Source organism: Vreelandella aquamarina (assembly GCF_900110265.1).
GTDB classification, from domain to species: domain Bacteria; phylum Pseudomonadota; class Gammaproteobacteria; order Pseudomonadales; family Halomonadaceae; genus Vreelandella; species Vreelandella aquamarina.
Genome location: NZ_FODB01000024.1, coordinates 1 through 17,655 on the forward strand (window position 1 = coordinate 1; position 17,655 = coordinate 17,655).

Genomic DNA, 17,655 nt, shown 5'->3' on the forward strand with positions numbered 1-17,655 from the left:
CGCTCAATGTCCGCACTTGGGATTGCCCACACTGTGGCACCCAAGGCATCGACCGCGATGTGAACGCTGCCCGCAACATTTTGCAATCGGGCAAAGCCATTCTGGCTGGTGCTGACAAGCTCCGTCAGCATGAAAAGACGACTACCGTGGGGCTCACGGGAGGTTAAGCCTGTGGAGCTTGTGTAAGACCTGAGGTGCCATCACCAAGGGCAACGGGCTGTGAAGCAGGAACCCGGAAGGCAACAACCGGGAATCCCCTTCCTTTCCGCCGCAGGCGGCAGCTTCCTAAGAAGCTGAGGAAGGGGAGGAGGTCAACACGCTGGAAGATATTATTGAGACCATTCTCGGCCAAGATATCGTCGATGAAACTGACAGCGTGGCGAACCTGCGCCACTATGCGAAACAGCGTTGGATCAAACGTATTAAACGCGAAGATAAGAATGTGAAACCAGCAGAGTGAACGCTGCCATAACCTCATTGTCTTAGCGCTAAACGTTCTTCTATAGTGAAGGCGTTGAAAGTCATATAAGGTATGAGAGCCACTTCACTTTAACGAGGAGCAACGATGTCATTACGTATCAATGCAGTCGTGCCTGATTTCGAAGCAGAGACGAGCCACGGTCCGATCCGTTTTCACGATTGGATTGGCGACAGCTGGGCGATTCTGTTCTCACACCCAAAAGATTTCACGCCGGTATGCACCACGGAGTTCGGCGCCGTCGCAACGCTGAGTGCCGAGTGGGAGAAGCGTGGCACCAAGGTCATCGGTGTGTCCGTCGATGGTGTAGAGGAACACAAGCGCTGGGCTGGCGACATTGAAACCGTGAGCGGTAGCAGCGTCGGCTTCCCGATCATTGCGGATGAAGACCTCAAAGTCTCCAAGCTGTTCGATATGCTGCCGGAAGATGCTTACCTGCCCGATGGCCGCACGCCAGCGGACAGCGCCACCGTGCGTTCGGTCTTCATCATCGGCCCGGATAAGCAGCTAAAGCTCTCCATGACCTACCCGATGACCGTAGGCCGTAACTTTGCTGAAATTTTGCGTGCGCTGGATGCGCTGCAAACTACGGCAAAGCATGGCATTGCCACCCCGGCGGATTGGACAGTCGGCCAGGATGTCATCATCCCGCCCAGCGTCTCAGACGAGGACGCCAAGCAGAAATTTGGTGAGTTTGACACCGTGCTGCCCTACCTGCGCAAGACCAAGCTGCGTTAATCGCGCGCAAGCAGTCGATCGGAAGCCCCGCCAGTGCCACTGTCGGGGCTTTTTTTATGCTAGGCGGGTTCTTCTAGTGGCTGCCAGCGCCCCTGTTTTTTCTGGTGGCGTAACTGATCTAGAATCTTGAATTTCAAGATGCCAAATACCCAGGTTTCAAACTCTGAGCGGCCTTCAAACGTCGTGCTTTTTTCAAAGGCGGTCAGTAAAGTTTCTTGAACGGCATCTTCGGCGGCGGCTGAGTCCCTTAGCTGTAAGCGCGCAAAGGCAAGTAGGCGAGGGCGCATGTAGCTGAAATGCGTGGCGGCCAGTGAAGCGGTGATGGTCACAGTGTCCCCTTGTCGTTGCTGGTTCCTTCTCATCGCACATCGAGTTTACGATATTCATGGAAAATACGCTGTTATTAGGATTTTTAGGCAGTTTGGTGGCTGGGCTATTGACCGCCGTGGGGGCGTTGCCCGTGCTGCTGGGCAAAACGCCAAGTCGGGGGTTTCGTGATTTAGCGCTGGGCTTTGCGGCCGGGGTGATGCTGGCGGCTTCGTTTTTTTCCCTGATCATTCCTGCCCTGGAGGCCGCAGAAATCTATTACGCCGGCGGGCCGGTGCCCGCAGCGCTGGTATGCACTGCGATTTTGCTCGGCATGGGGGCCATTGCGCTGCTCAACGAAGGTTTGCCGCACGAACACTTCCAGCAGGGGAGAGAGGGGCCGGAAGCCGCTTCGCTGCGTCGGGTATGGCTGTTTGTGTTTGCCATTGCAATTCACAACCTGCCGGAAGGCTTGGCGGTCGGCGTTGGCTTTGGTGCCAATGGCTTAGAGGGCGGAATGCCGCTGGCAATTGGGATTGGCTTGCAGAATATGCCGGAAGGGTTAGCGGTAGCCGTGGCGCTGATGGGGGAAGGCTACTCCAAGTGGCGCTCCTGGTCGATTGCGGCGCTGACCGGGCTCATTGAGCCGATTGGCGGGCTGTTTGGCGCCAGCGTCGTCACCGTTTCTCAAGTGCTGTTGCCCTGGGGCCTGGCATTTGCCGCAGGTGCCATGCTCTACGTGATTAGCCACGAAATCATTCCCGAAACCCATCGCTGTGGCCACCAGAAGAAAGCGACGTTTGGCCTAGCGATGGGCTTGGTGATCATGCTGTTTCTCGATGTATGGCTGGGCTAGGCTCACCCTTTTAAGTGCTCTACCAGCGCCTGAGCAAAGGTATCGGTGGTGCCGGTGCCGCCCATGTCGGGCGTGACCATATCGCGGCGGTTCTCTAGCACGGCGCGAATTCCTTGGCGAATTGCGTCACCCTTGGCGGTCATGCCGAGGTGGTCGAGCATCTGGGCGGCGGCTAACAGCAGCGCGCAAGGGTTGGCGATTTTCTTGCCTGCAATGTCGGGTGCCGAACCGTGTACTGCTTCGAAAATCGCCGCTTTTTCACCGATGTTCGCCCCTGGGGCCAAGCCCAAACCGCCCACGAGGCCCGCGCACAGGTCGGAGAGGATATCGCCGAACAGGTTAGTGGTGACGACCACATCGAATTGGTGAGGGTTCATAACCAGCTGCATACAGGCGTTATCCACGATCATCTCTTGGAATTCGATCTCGGGATACTCGCTGGCCACTTCACGGGCAACGTCTAAAAACAGGCCGGAGCTGGTCTTGATGATGTTGGCTTTGTGAACGGCGGTGACCTTCTTGCGACCATTCTGTTTGGCTAGCTCAAAGGCGTAACGCACGATGCGCTCGGAGCCTTTGCGGGTCACTTTGATCACCGAGATGCCGGTATTGCCGTCGTCGAGCATCTCTTGGCCATCGGAGAGGTAAGCCCCTTCGGTGTTTTCCCGCACGGTGATCATGTCGATATCATCGTAGCGGGAGCGGGTGCCCGGAAAGCTGATGGCGGGGCGCACGTTGGCATAGAGGTCAAAATGGCGGCGTAACTGCACGTTGATGGATGAAAAGCCCTTACCAATCGGCGTGGTGAGCGGGCCTTTCAGGGCAATGCCGTGCTTTTCAATGGCATCCAACGAGGCTTGTGGAATCAGCGTGCCGTGCTTTTCAAGCGCTACCAGACCTGCGTCGATAAACTCGTAGTTCAGCCCGCACTCAAGGGCGTCTAACACTTGCAGGGTGGCGTCCATTATCTCAGGGCCGATGCCATCGCCTTTAATCACTGCGACTGTCTGGCTCATGTGCGGTTCCTCTCGTTGGTAGGGTAGAAAGTGGCGAGGAAAGGGCGGTGGGGCCGCCGTTTGAGTGCCATGGTAAGCCAAGCTTAGAGGGAAGGTCATCGTCTAAACGTCTAGGGTGGCGGGTGCGAATTGGCCTGTTTGCTGGTAGAATGCCGCGCTCAAGGCGACTGGAACGCACTTAGCTGCCGCCATCTCGCCTGAATAACGATGTTAAAACAGCAAGGTTTATCTGTAATGATCAATGCAATGGCAGCCGTTGCTCTGCCGACACCAGGGCTGATGACTCCACCCTAGGTTCTCCCTCCTTAATTAGCGCCATAACGCTCTTCGCGTTATATCGGTGCTATGGCACCCCGTTGCCGCTATTTGGCTATCGGCGCGTTTGCGTCTTCGATTGGTAGCATTCATCCGACAATCTATTACTAACGTGCGCTCTTGTGCTGCCTTTGTGTGCGGCTGCGGCGCGCAATGTCTTTAACCCCCTAACCATTGGACTCCCTGAATGGCACTTTTCAGTAAGCATGAGTGGTTCTCTAACATTAAGGGCGACACGCTCTCAGGTATTGTCGTCGCGCTGGCGCTAATTCCTGAAGCGATCGCCTTTTCAATTATCGCGGGCGTGGACCCGAAAGTGGGGCTTTACGCCTCGTTCTGTATCGCGGTGATTATCGCCTTTACCGGTGGCCGCCCAGGTATGATCTCTGCGGCCACAGGGGCGATGGCGCTGCTGATGGTGACACTGGTGAAAGAGCATGGCCTGGAGTACTTGCTGGCCGCCACGTTGCTGACCGGCGTGCTGCAAATTATCGCGGGCTACCTGCGGCTGGCGGAGCTGATGCGCTTTGTCTCCCGCTCGGTAGTCACCGGGTTTGTGAATGCGCTGGCGATCCTGATTTTTATGGCGCAACTGCCGGAGCTCACTAACGTGACGTGGCATGTGTATGCCATGACACTGGCCGGCCTGGGAATTATCTACCTGTTCCCTTATTTGCCGAAGATTGGCAAGTCGGTTCCTTCTCCGCTGGTGTGCATCGTGGTGCTGACCGTGGTGTATATGGTGAGCGGTATGGATATTCGCACCGTGGGCGATATGGGCGAGCTGCCGGATACGCTGCCGGTTTTCCTATGGCCGAACGTGCCGTTAAATCTTGAAACCCTGACGATTATTTTTCCCTACGCCGTGATGCTGGCAGTGGTGGGCCTGCTTGAGTCGATGATGACCGCCACGATTGTGGATGATCTTACTGATACACCCAGCGATAAAAACCGCGAGTGTAAAGGCCAAGGGGTGGCTAATATTGGCGCTGGTTTAATGGGCGGTATGGCTGGTTGCGCGATGATTGGTCAGTCGGTGATCAACATTAAATCGGGTGGCCGGACGCGTTTATCGACGCTGATTGCGGGCGTGGTGCTGCTGTTGATGGTGGTGTTCTTGTCAGACTGGGTATCGCAAATTCCCATGGCGGCGCTGGTCGCGGTGATGATTATGGTCTCGATTGGTACCTTTAGCTGGGAGTCCATTCGCGATCTGAAAAAGCATCCGATGAGCACCAATGTCGTCATGCTGGCGACCGTCGCGGTGACCGTCGGTACCCATAACTTAGCGATGGGGGTTTTTGTCGGCGTGCTGCTGGCGGCGCTGTTCTTCGCCAATAAAGTTAGCAACATCATGTACGTCGGCTCAAAAGAAATAGAGGCCGGTAAAGAGCGCGAATACCAAGTGGTTGGACAGGTGTTTTTTGCCTCGTCTGAGCGCTTTATGGCCGCGTTTGATTTCAAAGAGAGCATCGATAAGGTGACCATTAACCTATCGAAGGCGCACTTCTGGGATGTGACCGCCGTTCAGGCGCTTGACCGCGTGGTGATTAAATTCCGCCGCGAAGGCACCGAGGTTGAACTGGTAGGCCTAAATGAAGCAAGCGCCACCGTGGTGGACCGCTACGCCGTTCATAACGACCCGGAAGCCGTTGAAAAACTGATGGGCGGCCACTAAGCCAGGCAAGGAGAACAGCATGACTGAACACGTACTCGCCGCCATTGACGGCTCCCAATTTGCCGAAGGCGTTTGCGACTATGCCGCCTGGGCAAGCCTGGCCCTGGGTGCACCGCTAAGCTTTGTGCACGTTGTAGATAATCACTCTTGGGCACCCGAAGAGCAAAACTTATCCGGCAGCCTGCGCTTCGGTGCCCGCGAAAAGCTGATGGAAGAACTCTCAGCGCTTGATGAGCAGCGTGCCAGGGTAAATCGTGAGCAAGGCAAGCTGATGCTCGAAGCGGCCAAGGCCAGGGCGGTGGAAGATGGGGTAAGTAGCCCCACGACCCGCCAGTTAAACGGCACGCTAGTGGAAACACTGGTAGAGCTGGAAAAAGACGTGCGCCTGCTAGTGGTAGGCAAGCGCGGCGAAACCGCCCACCAGGCAAGTGGGCACCTGGGCGCTAACCTAGAGCGGGTGGTGCGGGAAATGCACCGCCCGATTTTGATGGTGCCGAAAGCCTTTCAGCGGCCGGAAAAGGTGCTGATTGCCTTTGATGGCAGCCAAACCGCCCGCAAAGGGGTGGAGATGCTGGCCCGCTCGCCGCTATTTGCGGGGGCAACCTGCCATGTACTGATTGTAGGAGCAGAAACAGCCGAGCACCGCAGTGAGCTGGCGTGGGCGCTAAACACTTTGCGTGAAGCAGGGCATCATGCAGAAGGCGCGATTCGCGCGGGTGAAGTGGATGACGCTTTGCAAGCTTACGAGCAGGAAAGCGGTATTGATCTACTGGTGATGGGAGCCTACGGGCACTCGCGCATTCGTCATTTGCTAGTAGGCAGTACCACCACGGCCATGCTGCGAAGCAGCCGGATACCTGTGTTAATACTGCGTTAACCGCTTATCAACATCGCTTAAGCCGGGCTGCTCGTAAGAGCAGCCCGGCTTTTTTGTGGGAGGTTGTTGATGCTGCAGTGCAATACTGTGCTATTCGATACTATGCTGTTAGGCAGGTTGTTACCTATCCACTCTCTGGAATAGCGAGGAGCCTGCCGTGCCAACGTTGGAAAAATCGCCTATTGGCTTTGATGCAACCTCACCCTCTCACCGTTTTATTGCCGAGCTATTGCGCGAGGCTGACATTCAACTGGATGGGAGCCGCCCTTGGGATATACAGCTGTACGCACCCGGCGTTATCGATAGTGCTCTTTCGCGAGGTAATCTGGGACTTGGCGAAAGCTACATGCGAGGGGAGTGGGATGCCATACGGCTAGATGAGCTGTTTTACCGCATCATGCGTGCCCAGCTTGGCCAACGCATTAAGCCCACCCAGCTGATTTACCACTCGCTACGTTCACGCCTGCTCAACCGCCAAACAGCGAAGCGGGCGTGGGAAGTAGGGGAGAAGCACTACAATCTCGGCAACGACTTTTATGCCGCGATGCTCGACCAGCGGATGACCTACACCTGTGGCTACTGGAAACATGCCCAAACGCTGGATGAAGCCCAGGAAGCCAAGCTTGATCTTATTTGTCGTAAGCTCCAGCTAAAACCAGGGATGCGTGTTCTGGATATCGGCTGCGGCTGGGGCAGTTTTATGGGCTACGCTGCCGAGCATTATGGGGTGGAGTGTGTGGGCCTGACCATTTCTAAGGAGCAGGCTGAATTTGGGCAGCGGCTGCTAAGAAAAGGCTTACCGGTAGAGTTTCGCCTGCAGGATTATCGTGATGAAAGCGAGACGTTTGACCGCGTAGTGAGTATCGGTATGTTTGAGCACGTAGGTCATAAAAATTATCGCGAGTATATGAGTGTTGTTCACCGCTGCTTAAAAGATGATGGACTATTTTTGCTGCATACCATTGGTAAAAACTTAAGCAATACCGTGACCGACCCTTGGATTGATAAGTATATTTTCCCCAATGGTGAGCTGCCTACCTTAGGGCAAATCACAGACGCCGCCGAAGCACTGTTTGTTATTGAAGATCTACATAACTTCGGGGCTGACTATGATCGCACCTTAATGGCTTGGCACCATAACTTCGAAACCCACTGGCCGCGATTTAAAGAGCAGTATGGCGAGCGCTTTTACCGCATGTGGCGCTATTACCTGCTGGTGTGTGCAGGGGCTTTTCGCGCCCGGCAAATTCAGCTCTGGCAACTAGTGATGAGCAAGCAAGGGATACTTGGTGGATACTCCCGTGTTAGCTAACCACTCGCCCCGGCAGCAGTTTGTGGCAGCCAGAGGATCAAGGAGAGATAAACCTAGGGCTGCTGCTGTTCGAGCGACCCGCGTATCAAAAGGTTAGGCCGCTGGTGGGTGTGAAAAGGCCAAACGCTCGCCCATCCAGGCGGAGAATACACAGAGGGGCAGGCTGCCTATGCCGTACAGCAGCGCCAGCCCCATACTGCCCTGCTGTGCCAAGTGCAGCGTTTCCAGGCTGAAGAGCGAAAAGGTAGTGAAGCCGCCGCAAAACCCTGCCACTAACAGCGGCTGCCAGTGCGCCAGTTTGCCATGTGGCGCGCGAGACGCTGTCGCGGCTAACCAGCCGATGAGGCAGGAGCCCAGCACGTTTACCAATAGCGTTCCCCAGGGAAAGTGGGTACCCAGCATGACCATTGAAGCCAGCGAAACGCTATAGCGAAGAACGCTTCCCATAGCGCTGCCAAGGCCGACGGCTAGATAGGCGTTGATACTCATCAAGGACTCCTTGCTAACCCTGGGCCAACCACCAGCCTAGCGCTGTCATGGCGATGCCTAATAGTAACGTAGCGACCATATTGAGCGCGGCGCGAATTGCCTGGCCGCGCTGCCACAGCTCAAGGGTCTGCAAGCTAAACGACGACACCGTGGTATAGCCGCCTAACAGGCCCGCTACCGCAAATAGCCAAAGCGACTGCGTATTAGCCACGCCGTAAACGCCTAGTAGCCAACCTGCTAATAGCGCTCCGCTAGCATTGACGCAGAGTGTTCCCCAGGGGAAGGCTTTACCCAGCGCATGAGCCATCGCGTTGGAAATGGCAAAGCGCCCGATACCCCCCAGTGCGCCGCCCAGTGCCACGAGTAATACGCTGGTGATGCCATGTCCCATGCTGCTCCTCGCCCTATGATGAATCTATTGATAGGCGGCTAATTGTAGCATCTGTATCCATCAAGGGCGGAGCGCCTAAAAACGTGCCGCTGACGGTGTTGCTGTCCAACGTCTTCGTGTACAACAGAGTCAGAATAACGACAACGTTTGGTGCACCCTCTTCAAGGAGAAGCCAGTATGTCTGATTACGTGTTAGCAGCCATTGATGGGTCCCACTATGCAGAAAGTGTGTGTGACTATGCGGTTTGGGCAGCCACGGCGCTTTCGGCACCGCTGCGTTTTCTTCACACCGTTGATAACCACACGCAGGTGGCGGAGCCCGACTTAACCGGCCATCTAGGCCTGGGCACGCGGGAACATCTTCTGGAGCAGCTCTCGGATATTGAAGAGCAGCGCGGCAAGCTTGCTCGCCAGCAGGGGCGCTTGATATTGGATGCCGCAAAAGCGCGGGTAGAAGCGGCTGGGTTTGCAGAGCCGCCCTGTATGCAGCGCAATGGCACCCTGGTGGATACCTTGGCCGAGCATGAAAAAGAGATCCGCTTGCTAGTGCTAGGAAAGCGAGGGGAAACGGCCCACCAAGCCAGCGGCCACTTGGGCTCTAACCTTGAGCGCGTGGTACGTGAGCTTCACCGTCCCATCTTGATGGTGCCGAAGGCGTTTACGCTGCCCAAACGCGTGCTGATGGCCTTCGATGGCAGCAAAACAGCGCGAAAAGGCGTTGAAATGCTGGCGAAAAGCCCCTTGTTTGATGACGCATCGTGCCATGTGGTGATTGTGGGCGCAGAGACTGCAGAGAATCACTCGCAGCTGCAGTGGGCTATGGATACCCTCCAGGCCGCAGGCCACCAAACCGAAGGCGCTATTCGCGCCGGTGAGGTGGAAGAGACGCTGCGCGCTTATAAGCAAGAAAAGGACATTGACCTGCTCGTGATGGGGGCTTACGGCCACTCGCGCATTCGCCATCTGCTGGTGGGCAGCACCACCACGGCAATGCTGCGTAACGCGCATTTACCGGTGTTGATACTGCGCTGAATTGCGGTTGACGCTAAACCCTGGCCGCCGCTACCCCTTAGCGGCGGCCAGGCGGCTTACGCGAGGCTGGTGGCGGCCTCTGGCTGAGTGGTGCGGGTTGGTTGCGCTGCGTTAATCCCCGATAGCACCGCTTTAAGCGAGGCGCTGACCGTGTCGCTATCTTCCGCCACGGCACAGATGCGCTGCCCATCAATATTAAGCTGCACGAAGGCAATGGCGTTGGCCTCGCTGTCGCCGCCTAGCGAGTGCTCGCTGTAATCGAGGATGGCCACATGGGTGCCGGTATGTTTCTTCCAGGCGTCGGTGAATGATGACATCGCGCCATTTCCCGTGCCGGATAAGCGCAGCGTTTCGGCACCCTGCCACAGCGTCATATCGATACCTTCCTGCTGCCCCTTCGAGAGCCGGTAGTCGGCCAGCGCTAGGGGGGCGTCATGGGAGAAGTTATCGAACATCACTTGGCGAATCATCTCGCTAGAGAGCTCGCTGTTACGTCGCTCGCTCTCTTTCTGTACGTAGGGGGCCAGCGCTAGCATCATCCAGCGGGGCAGGTTAATGCCGTAGTCGCGCTCTAGCAGGAAGGCCATGCCGCCCTTGCCCGACTGGCTGTTGACCCGAATAACGGCTTGGTAGTCCCGCCCAATATCATGAGGGTCGATCGGCAGGTAGGCCACTTGCCATGGCTCGTCGGGCTTCTGGTGTTTGAGCGATTTGCGAATCGCATCCTGGTGGCTGCCTGAGAAGGCGGTGTAGACCATTTCGCCTACCCAGGGGTGGCGGGGGTGCATCGTAATGCCGGTACATTCGTGAACCACTTGAATGATCTCGTCTGGATTGGAAAGATCCAGCTCGGGGTCAATCCCCTGGCTGTAGAGGTTCATCGCCAGCGTGACAATATCCATATTGCCGGTGCGTTCGCCGTTACCCAGCAAGGTGCCCTCTACCCGGTCGGCACCCGCTAACAGTGCAAGCTCAGCCGAGGCCACGGCACCGCCGCGGTCGTTATGGGTATGCACTGAAATAATCACGCTGTCGCGGCGGCTAATGTGCTGGCAGAAATACTCGATTTGGTCGGCGTGATGATGCGGGCCAGCCACTTCTACTGTGGTGGGCAGGTTAAGAATGCACTTGTTGTCTGGGGTGGGCTGCCAGACATCCATCACCGCTTCGCAAATAGCCAGTGAGAAGTCGATTTCCGTGCTGGAGAAGCTCTCCGGCGAGTACTGGAAGCGCCAATCAACGTCTGGATATTGCGCGGCATAGGTTTTCACCCAGGTCGCCCCTTGCACGGCGATATCGGTAATACCATCGCGGTCCATCTCGAACACCCGCTCTCGCTGAATGGTCGAGGTGGAGTTGTACAGATGGATAATGGCGCGTTTAGCGCCCACCAGCGAAGCAAACGTTTTTTCGATCAGGTGTTCGCGGCACTGTACCAGCACGGCAATGGTGACGTCCTCAGGGATTTGGTCCTCTTCGATCAACCAGCGCACGAAGTCGTAATCCGGCTGGCTGGCGGAGGGGAAGCCCACCATGACTTCCTTAATGCCCACTTTAATAATCTGGTGCCAAAAGCGCTGCTTCTGCTCAACTGTCATGGGCTCCAGTAGGGCTTGGTTACCATCGCGTAGGTCTTCGCTTACCCAGATAGGAGCGTGGGTAAGCTCCCGGTCGGGCCACTGGCGGTTAAAGGCGGGCACCCGCGGAGCAGGGCGATATTTGCGATGATCAAAAGCAGCCATGGTAAGTTTCCTGAAAACGTTGAGTTGTTTGGGGCGGCCGCTTGTGGCGTCAGCCGCTTTTAAGACGATCCTGCTTGTGACAGTCACACCAGTTTACTCAACTTGCCTTGAAAGGTTATTGCGAAAAAATGGCATTATTGAGAGTAAGTGGCAGAATGTATCAATATATGCTTTTTTATTGGTAGGAGCTGTCGGCTATGACGGTATCACCCTTGACGCTGGATCGTTTTGATCGGCGTATTCTGGATGTGCTGCAGGTGGAAGGGCGCATTAGTAACCAGGAGTTGGCCGAGCGTATTGGCCTTTCGCCATCGCCCTGCTTACGCCGGGTGCGGGCGCTGGAGGAGCATGGGCTGATTACCCAGTACCGTGCGGTGGTGGATGCGCGCCCGCTGGGGTTTCAGCTGATGGCATTGCTGCACATCTCGATGGACCAGCACACCCCTGAGCGGTTTGATAACTTCGAGCGACATATTCGCACTATCCCCAACGTGGTGGAGTGTTTGATCATTACCGGGCAAGCAGCGGATTTTCAGCTCAAAATTCTGGTGAAGGATATGGATGATTACCAGCACCTGCTGCTGCACGTCATCAACCGAATTGAAGGGGTTACCGGGGCCCATACGAGCTTCGTTTTGCGCCGCGTGTTTGAACATCGTCCCGTGCCCACCTAATGCGCGTTGGCTAACGAAGCATAGGCAGTGGCTTGGTGGCGGTTTACACTAGTTTTTTTCATCTTCTTAGGAGATTAATCTATGAGCATTCAGCGTCATGATACAAAAGCTCGTATGAGCCGCGCCGTGATTCACCAGGGCGTTGCCTATTTATGCGGTCAGGTGGCGGGTCCTGAGGCGCGCCATGGCGACATCAAAGCGCAAACTGAGAGCATGCTGGCGCGGGTAGATGCGCTGCTAAAAGAGATTGGCTCCAGCCGCGAGCAGCTGCTAAGTGCCACTATCTACCTGAAAGATGGTGGCGATTTCGCAGCGATGAACGAAGTATGGGATGCCTGGGTGCCAGATGGCTATGCACCGGCACGCACCTGCGTATGCGCGCCAATGCCTGCCGACGAGTTAAAAGTGGAAATTACCGTCACCACCGCTGTGGACGCGTAACCACTAGCGACGCTTATTTAGTGGGCTTTTCCGCTGGAAAGCGGGTATCGCGCAGGCTGTCTTTGATCTTTTTCAGGTGCGGCAGAAAATCTTCGCCGCGCCTAAGCGTTACCCCGGTGGCGAGCGCATCAATTAAGGTGAGCTGAATAACTCGTGAGGTCATCGGCATATAGTGGTCGGTGTCCTCTGGAGTGGCGACTTCAAGCGTGGCGGTGCACTCCTGTGAGAGCGGAGAGTTCGGTGCGGTAATGCCGAGTACGACGGCGCCTGCTTCCCTGGCCACTTTGGCGATATCCACCAGCTCCCTGGTGCGTCCGGTATAAGAGATGATCACCACCACATCGCCGGTGTGGCAGGCGGCGGCTACCATGCGCTGCATCAGCACGTCTACATAGGCCATGACCGGCAGGTTAAAGCGGAAAAACTTATGCTGCGCATCTTGCGCCACGGCACCTGACGCACCCAGCCCAAAAAAGTGAATCTGCTTGGCCTGCGTCAGATAATCCACCATCCGCTCGACGGCGGCCATATCCACTTCACGCTGGGCTTCGTCCAGCGCGGCAATGGTGGCCCCAAAGATTTTATGGGTGTACTGCGTGGCAGTATCGCCGGGCTCAACGGCGCGGGTGACGTAGGGCGTGCCCCCCGCCAAGCTTTGGGCCAGCTTGATTTTAAAATCCGGGTAGCCTTTGGCGCCAAAGTTACGGCAGAAACGGTTAACGGTCGGCTCGCTGACACTAGCTGCCTGGGCAAGGCTTGCGATGCTCAGGCTGGTGGCCGCGGCGGGGTCTTCCAAAATTACGTTCGCGACTTTGCGCTCTGAGCGGTTCAACTCTTCTAAGCGTTCCCGTAAGCGGTCTAGCAGGTCATGCGCCATTAACAGACTCCGTGGCAGGCGTTAAGTTTGGGTGAGGTTTCCAATTCGTGCACCAGCGATAAAATTCATCGGCGGGCAACGGACGAGCATAGTAATACCCCTGTGCAGCTTCGCAACCAATAGAACGTAAGTAGTCTGCTTGAGCTGCGGTTTCGATGCCTTCAGCCACCACATTACAGCCTACTGCATGGGCTAACTGGGTGATGGTCAGAGCCAGTTGGCGATCCACCGTGTCTTTTTCCAAGTCCAGCACAAAGGCGCGGTCAATCTTTAGGGTTGAAAAAGGTAGTGTCTTTACATAAGCCAGCGAGGAGTGCCCGGTACCAAAATCATCGATGGCAACAGCAATCTTTGCTTCGGTCAATTGAGCTAACTGGATGCGCGCGTTGTGCATATCGCTGAGCAGGCCGGATTCGGTGACCTCTAAAGCAAAAAAGCGCTCAGGAATGTTGTGCTTAGCTAAGCGTGTTAGTAGGTTTTGAGCAAAATCCTTACGTGCCAGCTGGCGGGCTGCCACGTTAACCGCAATATGGAAGCGGTCATTAAGAAGCCCTTGCTGGCGCCACTGCACAATATAGCGCATGGCCTCTTCTAGCACCCACTCACCAATGGAGAGAATATCACCGCTTGCCTCGGCAAGGGGGATGAAATCTGCAGGTGACACATGACCAAGTTCTGGATGGTACCAGCGGAGCAGGGCTTCCGCGCCGATGACTTGCTGGGTGGCGAGCGATAGCTTGGGCTGAAACGCCAGTGACATTTCCCCCCGTTGGGTTGCCCCGCGAACCGCCTGTTGCAGGTGTAGGCGATGACGCTGCTGGGTTTCCAGAGTTTCGTTGTAGTTTTGGATACGTAAAGAGCCGTTTTGGGGCAGGGCTAGGGCGGCCATGTGCACAAGTCGCTCGGTTTCAAAATGGCCATGGGACCAGCTAATACCCATGCGGGCGTTGAGCGGTAGCAGTAAATCGCCCAGCGTCTGGTCATGGTCGAAACAGCTTAGTAGACGAGAGGCTAACTGCCGTAGCCCGGTGAGCTCAGCACTTTGGGTGATCACCAGTAGCTCGCTGCCGCCCCAGAGTCCTAATGTACATTTAGGGGATAATTGGGCGTTTAAGCGGTGGCTGATATGCATTATTAACTGGTCTGCAATACCGTAGCCATGGAGTCGAACCGCATCGTCCAAGTGATCCAAAGCAATAAACAGCAGCCCAGTGCCGTGCCCTCGTTGAGCGGCTTCTTGCAATAGCTGTGTCAGTGCCCGCCGGTTGGGTAGCTGTGTGATGGGGTCGGTGCGTGACTGGTGATCAAGCTCTTCTGTCCGCTTGGCAACCATTTGCTCCAGGGTTTCTGCTTGTTTATCGCGAACCTGGTAGCGATGCTCGACATCAAGCGTATTACGAATGCGTTGTAGCACTTCATCGTGCTTAAACGGTTTGGTAAGGAAGTCACGAATGCCCATTTTAAGCGCCCGGTGGCGGGTGTCGTCGTCAATTTGGGCGGTCAGTACAATGACAGGGGGCGTCTGGTCTGCAAAATGTTCCTGCAGTTGCTCCATCACCGCGTAGCCATCTATATGAGGCATGCGGATATCGAGCAAAATCAAATCGGGCAACTGCTGCTGACAGTAGGCAAGTACGTGACGCGGGTCGCTTAGCCCATGCACATTGTCAAACCCATGATCGTCTAATAGGTCGAGAAGCAGCTCAATATTCACGCTGTTGTCGTCAACAACAAGCAGGTGTTTGTTCATCAATGTCATGGAGCCTTCCTTGGTGCGTCTGTTGCCGGTGCAGCGGAAAAATAGGTGCTGAGCGTTGCCGATAGCTTGTCGATATCGATAGGTTTGGTCAGGTAATCAGCAAAACCAGCGGCTAAGCCGTGGGTTAAATCACGTTCCATCGCATTGGCAGAGAGCGCAACTACATTAATATGCTTCAGTTGCGTATCGTTTTGTATGGCAGCGAGGGCTTGGTAGCCGTTCATCCCCGGCAGGTGGATATCCATAAGTACAAGATCAGGCGGTGAGTGACGCATAATCTCAAGCCCGAGTTCAGCGCTATTAACGGTTTGAAGGTCCACGTGGGGGAAGTCATCAATAATGTCTTCCATCAGGCGTTGGTTGGTGGGGTTATCCTCAATATAAAGCAGTCGATAATCGCGCTGAGCTTTTTCCGCATCGGCCAAGGTGCGTGTTGCGGTCTGTTCTGTTAGTGGGGCAACGTTGGCAACAGGGAGCGTAAACCAGAAAGTAGATCCTTCGCCCGGCTGGCTGTCCACGCCAATACACCCCGACATGCGCTCAACCAGTTCTCGAGTGATTGCTAGCCCAATACCCGTGCCTTCGATGGTACCGTACTCAGCGTCTAGGCGATTAAACGGCTCAAAGAGTTCCTCTTGCCGCTCGGGGGCAATACCCGGTCCTGTGTCACTAATGCTGAAGCGTAGTTCAGAATCTTGCTGCGTTACCCCAATGGTAATGGCGCCGTGCTCGCGGTTGTACTTGATGGCATTAGATAACAGGTTGAGCAGTATCTGTTTCGTGCGGGTGTAGTCAGCAGAGACAGACCAGGTACTGTTTATTGGGTAGCGAATTAACTGAATGCCAGTGGCATTCATATTAGCTTCTAACGTGTTGCAAGCATCTTCAATGACGCCTTCGATAGAGATCGGTTCTATGGAGAGGGTCATATGCCCAGCTTCAATTTTCGCTAGATCAAGCACTTCGTTAATTAAGCTCAACAAGTGTTGGCCGCTCTTGTCAATTTGGCCGACCTGGCGCTGTTGCTTCTCGCTAAGAGGGTCGCGTCGCCCTTTACTGAGTAACTGGGCAAAACCAATGATGGCATTTAGCGGGGTACGTAGCTCGTGGCTCATGGAAGAGAGGAATTCACTCTTCGCCTTATTCGCTTTCTCTGCCTGATCCCGTGCGGCCGCTAAGTCTTTGGTGACTTGTTCGCGCTCGGCCATTTGGCGATAGAGATTAATCAGTAGGGCGCAGGTGTCGGTAAACGGCTGTAGCCAGTCCAGCAGCGCTTGGCTAAGAGGCTGCTGGCTGTTGGCAATAGCGAACATGCCAATCAGCTGGTCGCCGTTGAAAATAGGCGCGCCCAAATAGTTATTGATCCGTGGGTGGCCCGGTGGGAAACCGCCACGCTTGGCATGGCTATACACATCATCGGTAATCACCACGTTGCCATAGGCATAAACCTGCCCTAGTAAGGAGTTAGGGTTGGTAAGCATCATATCGCCACTGCGCAGCTTCTCCATCAGCTCGCGGGACTCTTTGTTCCACGAGAGATCGGTAATGGCGTGTATTTTCAGCGCGTTGGTGGTCTCAGTTGGTAGTACTTCACCAATCAGCGCGTAGTCGCTGTCGGTTAGCTCACGCAGTGCTTCCATCAGAAAGGTCCAAAGCCGCTCGCCGGACATTAGTGCCTGGTAGTCGGTAATGCCCTGATGAAGCACTTGTAATAAGCGGCGTTCCCGGTTTACGCGATGTTTTGCTTTATTAATATCTGAAAGGTCAGTGAGTATCGCCAGAAACTCAACAAATTCCTGACGGTCATTGTGGATGGCATTTACTACCAAGTGTACGGGAATCTGATGCCCTTGCTTGTGGCGCACCACGGTTTCGCGCCCTTTTCCAACGCTCTGTTCATTAGCATCAGAAGAGAAGTAGCGGCTAATTAAATAATTGTATTTCTCCGCGGTCTCTGGGAAGGCGAGCATTCCCACATTGTTGCCGACAACTTCTTCAGCTTGGTAGCCCAATAAGTTGAGTGCAAATGGATTAATGGCGATGACATTTCCCGCCCGATCGACGCGTAGTTTACCTGTCGCACTTTTGGTAAAGAGTGCTTCAAGCTGTTTTGCCGTACGTGAAAGCCGCTCCTTAAGCTCATGTTGGCGGAGCAATTCATCTACCTGCTTGGCTAAATTGTGCAGGATGCGATGATCACGCTCAGTAAAGGTGCGTGGTTGTTCACCAATTAAGCACAGCGTACCAACGGGTAACTGGTCATCGCTGGGGCAAAGCGGGTGGCCTGCATAAAAACGGATATGAGGCTGCTCTAATACCAATGGGTTATCAGCGAAGCGCGGGTCGTTTTTGGTATCTTCAATGACTAAGGGGCGATTAGCTGCTACGGCATGAGCACAAAATGAGATATCACGGTTGGTTTCATAGGCCTCAAGCCCGCTGTGAGCTTTAAACCATTGGCGCTCTTTATCAACCAACGATACTAAAGCAATCGGCACATCAAACAGTTCGCAGGCCAGCTCAGTGATGCGATCAAAGGCTGTGTCGGCAGGTGTATCGAGAACATTGAGTGCATGCAAGGCCGTCAGGCGCTGTGTTTCATTATTAGGTAGGTCGGCGGCTTGCATAATGTTTCCTAAACGTAGTGGCCTGTAACTATAAGGCGTATTCAGTG

Annotated in this window: 17 protein-coding genes and 1 pseudogene; 10 read left to right on the top strand and 8 right to left on the bottom strand. The window is 55.1% G+C overall.

The annotated features are described in order from the left end of the window. The 3 genes and pseudogenes from BMY49_RS08250 to BMY49_RS08255 form a co-directional block, all read left to right on the top strand. A partial coding sequence (locus BMY49_RS08250) for a zinc ribbon domain-containing protein (protein ID WP_143058118.1) occupies positions 1–167 on the top strand: 167 nt, incomplete at its 5' end. Between the two features lie 149 nt (positions 168–316). Beyond that, positions 317–460 (top strand): annotated as a pseudogene (locus tag BMY49_RS17810) (CNNM domain-containing protein); the annotation flags it as partial. Between the two features lie 105 nt (positions 461–565). Beyond that, entirely contained in the window at positions 566–1,216 is a 651-nt protein-coding gene (locus BMY49_RS08255; RefSeq protein ID WP_062374024.1) for a peroxiredoxin, read from the top strand. 59 nt (positions 1,217–1,275) lie between these two features. On the opposite strand, the gene BMY49_RS08260 is transcribed toward BMY49_RS08255, so the two are convergent. Next, complete coding sequence (locus BMY49_RS08260) at positions 1,276–1,545, bottom strand: sigma factor (protein WP_082051476.1); 270 nt, start codon at positions 1,543–1,545, stop codon at positions 1,276–1,278. A 56-nt stretch (positions 1,546–1,601) separates the two neighbouring features. Between BMY49_RS08260 and BMY49_RS08265 the strand changes: the two genes are divergently transcribed. After that, positions 1,602–2,378: a ZIP family metal transporter gene (locus tag BMY49_RS08265; RefSeq protein WP_044630269.1), complete on the top strand. Its 777-nt coding sequence runs from the start codon at positions 1,602–1,604 to the stop codon at positions 2,376–2,378. 2 nt (positions 2,379–2,380) lie between these two features. Here the strand turns inward: BMY49_RS08265 and BMY49_RS08270 are convergent, their stop codons facing one another. Then, a complete protein-coding gene (locus BMY49_RS08270) occupies positions 2,381–3,394 on the bottom strand; it encodes an isocitrate dehydrogenase (RefSeq protein WP_074210197.1) in 1,014 nt (337 codons plus the stop codon). Positions 3,395–3,896: 502 nt separating this feature from the next. Here BMY49_RS08270 and BMY49_RS08275 point away from each other — a divergent pair. The 3 genes from BMY49_RS08275 to cfa all read left to right on the top strand — a co-directional run bounded on the left by BMY49_RS08275 (position 3,897) and on the right by cfa (position 7,576). Continuing rightward, positions 3,897–5,387: a SulP family inorganic anion transporter gene (locus BMY49_RS08275; RefSeq protein WP_089675374.1), complete on the top strand. Its 1,491-nt coding sequence runs from the start codon at positions 3,897–3,899 to the stop codon at positions 5,385–5,387. Positions 5,388–5,406: 19 nt separating this feature from the next. Then, positions 5,407–6,264: a universal stress protein gene (locus BMY49_RS08280; RefSeq protein ID WP_058577479.1), complete on the top strand. Its 858-nt coding sequence runs from the start codon at positions 5,407–5,409 to the stop codon at positions 6,262–6,264. Positions 6,265–6,421: 157 nt separating this feature from the next. Continuing rightward, positions 6,422–7,576 carry a cyclopropane fatty acyl phospholipid synthase gene (gene cfa / locus BMY49_RS08285; protein ID WP_054641161.1) on the top strand — a complete coding sequence of 385 codons (1,155 nt, stop codon included), beginning with the start codon at positions 6,422–6,424 and terminating at the stop codon, positions 7,574–7,576. Positions 7,577–7,669: 93 nt separating this feature from the next. Here the strand turns inward: cfa and crcB (BMY49_RS08290) are convergent, their stop codons facing one another. Both crcB (BMY49_RS08290) and crcB (BMY49_RS08295) read right to left on the bottom strand, forming a co-directional pair. After that, entirely contained in the window at positions 7,670–8,065 is a 396-nt protein-coding gene (crcB, locus tag BMY49_RS08290) for a fluoride efflux transporter CrcB (protein WP_089675375.1), read from the bottom strand. A 13-nt stretch (positions 8,066–8,078) separates the two neighbouring features. Further along, a complete protein-coding gene (crcB, locus tag BMY49_RS08295) occupies positions 8,079–8,456 on the bottom strand; it encodes a fluoride efflux transporter CrcB (protein ID WP_058577481.1) in 378 nt (125 codons plus the stop codon). Between the two features lie 177 nt (positions 8,457–8,633). Between crcB (BMY49_RS08295) and BMY49_RS08300 the strand changes: the two genes are divergently transcribed. Further along, on the top strand, positions 8,634–9,488 hold the full coding sequence (locus BMY49_RS08300) for a universal stress protein (protein ID WP_058577482.1): 855 nt from the start codon (positions 8,634–8,636) through the stop codon (positions 9,486–9,488). Positions 9,489–9,544: 56 nt separating this feature from the next. Here the strand turns inward: BMY49_RS08300 and BMY49_RS08305 are convergent, their stop codons facing one another. Beyond that, positions 9,545–11,230: a 2-isopropylmalate synthase gene (locus BMY49_RS08305; protein ID WP_089675376.1), complete on the bottom strand. Its 1,686-nt coding sequence runs from the start codon at positions 11,228–11,230 to the stop codon at positions 9,545–9,547. A 197-nt stretch (positions 11,231–11,427) separates the two neighbouring features. Here BMY49_RS08305 and BMY49_RS08310 point away from each other — a divergent pair, with 197 nt between their 5' ends. Beyond that, entirely contained in the window at positions 11,428–11,904 is a 477-nt protein-coding gene (locus BMY49_RS08310) for an Lrp/AsnC family transcriptional regulator (protein WP_044630259.1), read from the top strand. Between the two features lie 81 nt (positions 11,905–11,985). Further along, positions 11,986–12,345 carry a RidA family protein gene (locus BMY49_RS08315; protein WP_044630258.1) on the top strand — a complete coding sequence of 120 codons (360 nt, stop codon included), beginning with the start codon at positions 11,986–11,988 and terminating at the stop codon, positions 12,343–12,345. Positions 12,346–12,358: 13 nt separating this feature from the next. On the opposite strand, the gene BMY49_RS08320 is transcribed toward BMY49_RS08315, so the two are convergent. From BMY49_RS08320 to BMY49_RS08330, 3 genes are read right to left on the bottom strand one after another with little or no spacing between them, the layout of a single operon-like run. Beyond that, complete coding sequence (locus BMY49_RS08320; RefSeq protein WP_054641164.1) at positions 12,359–13,222, bottom strand: MurR/RpiR family transcriptional regulator; 864 nt, start codon at positions 13,220–13,222, stop codon at positions 12,359–12,361. Then, the gene (locus BMY49_RS08325; RefSeq protein WP_089675377.1) at positions 13,212–14,981 is read right to left on the bottom strand and encodes a GGDEF/EAL domain-containing response regulator; all 1,770 of its coding nucleotides are present in this window, start codon (positions 14,979–14,981) and stop codon (positions 13,212–13,214) included. Before BMY49_RS08325 ends, BMY49_RS08320 begins: the two co-directional genes overlap by 11 nt. Beyond that, the gene (locus BMY49_RS08330; protein ID WP_089675378.1) at positions 14,978–17,608 is read right to left on the bottom strand and encodes a GAF domain-containing protein; all 2,631 of its coding nucleotides are present in this window, start codon (positions 17,606–17,608) and stop codon (positions 14,978–14,980) included. The genes BMY49_RS08325 and BMY49_RS08330 overlap by 4 nt, the downstream gene beginning before the upstream one ends. Positions 17,609–17,655: the final 47 nt, after the last annotated feature.